We start from the raw sequence: 1,886 nt of genomic DNA on the forward strand, positions 1-1,886 counted from the left end.
GCTCGTGATAGCTATCAGACAATCTGTGTGGACACGTCACTCAACGTATCATCTAGGTAAGGAGGTGATCCAACCGCAGGTTCCCCTACGGTTACCTTGTTACGACTTCACCCCAGTCATGAATCACAAAGTGGTAAGCGCCCTCCCGTAGGTTAAGCTACCTACTTCTTTTGCAACCCACTCCCATGGTGTGACGGGCGGTGTGTACAAGGCCCGGGAACGTATTCACCGTGGCATTCTGATCCACGATTACTAGCGATTCCGACTTCATGGAGTCGAGTTGCAGACTCCAATCCGGACTACGACGCACTTTATGAGGTCCGCTGACTCTCGCGAGATCGCTTCTCTTTGTATGCACCATTGTAGCACGTGTGTAGCCCTACTCGTAAGGGCCATGATGACTTGACGTCATCCCCACCTTCCTCCGGTTTATCACCGGCAGTCTCCTTTGAGTTCCCGACCGAATCGCTGGCAACAAAGGATAAGGGTTGCGCTCGTTGCGGGACTTAACCCAACATTTCACAACACGAGCTGACGACAGCCATGCAGCACCTGTCTCAGAGTTCCTGAAGGCACCAAGGCATCTCTGCCTCGTTCTCTGGATGTCAAGAGTAGGTAAGGTTCTTCGCGTTGCATCGAATTAAACCACATGCTCCACCGCTTGTGCGGGCCCCCGTCAATTCATTTGAGTTTTAACCTTGCGGCCGTACTCCCCAGGCGGTCGATTTAACGCGTTAGCTCCGAAAGCCACGGCTCAAAGACCACAACCTTCAAATCGACATAGTTTACGGCGTGGACTACCAGGGTATCTAATCCTGTTTGCTCCCCACGCTTTCGTACCTGAGCGTCAGCCCTCGTCCAGGGGGCCGCCTTCGCCATCGGTATTCCTCCAGATCTCTACGCATTTCACCGCTACACCTGGAATTCTACCCCCCTCTACGAGACTCTAGCCTGCCAGTTTCAAATGCCGTCCCCAGGTTGAGCCCGGGGATTTCACATCTGACTTAACAGACCGCCTGCGTACGCTTTACGCCCAGTAATTCCGATTAACGCTCGCACCCTCCGTATTACCGCGGCTGCTGGCACGGAGTTAGCCGGTGCTTCTTCTGCGGGTAACGTCAATCAATGGCGCTATTAACGCCATTGCCTTCTTCCCCGCTGAAAGTGCTTTACAACCCGAAGGCCTTCTTCACACACGCGGCATGGCTGCATCAGGGTTTCCCCCATTGTGCAATATTCCCCACTGCTGCCTCCCGTAGGAGTCTGGACCGTGTCTCAGTTCCAGTGTGGCTGGTCATCCTCTCAGACCAGCTAGGGATCGTCGCCTAGGTGAGCCATTACCCCACCTACTAGCTAATCCCATCTGGGTTCATCCGATGGTGTGAGGCCTAAAGGTCCCCCACTTTGGTCTTGCGACATTATGCGGTATTAGCTACCGTTTCCAGTAGTTATCCCCCTCCATCGGGCAGATCCCCAGACATCACTCACCCGTCCGCCGCTCGCCGGCAAAGAGGAAAGCCTCTTCCCGCTGCCGCTCGACTTGCATGTGTTAGGCCTGCCGCCAGCGTTCAATCTGAGCCATGATCAAACTCTTCAATTAAAAGCTTGATGTTCAAAGAATTAAAACTGGTATTCGTATGAATATTCGTTTGTTCACTCTTCTTCAAGACTTGATATTTCGTGTGTCGATATCGTCTCGTGAATGCCCACACAGATTGTCTGATAAATTGTTAAAGAGCGTAAACCGGGAGGTATTTTCCCTACTGGTGCGGGTGGCGTATACTACAATTTTCCTCTTTATAATAAACCTGTTATTTTCCAGTAGTGGGACACCTTCCTCTAGCTGATCCGGTTATGTTCCCGGCCAGTGAAGACGCATTATAGGG

General features: G+C 52.3%; 1 rRNA gene. It reads right to left on the minus strand.

The annotated features are described in order from the left end of the window. Window positions 1-57: 57 nt before the first annotated feature. Window positions 58-1,600 (minus strand): 16S ribosomal RNA (locus BG74_RS03505). Window positions 1,601-1,886: the final 286 nt, after the last annotated feature.

The sequence above is a fragment of the Sodalis-like endosymbiont of Proechinophthirus fluctus genome (genome assembly GCF_001602625.1).
Classification (GTDB): Bacteria; Pseudomonadota; Gammaproteobacteria; order Enterobacterales; family Enterobacteriaceae.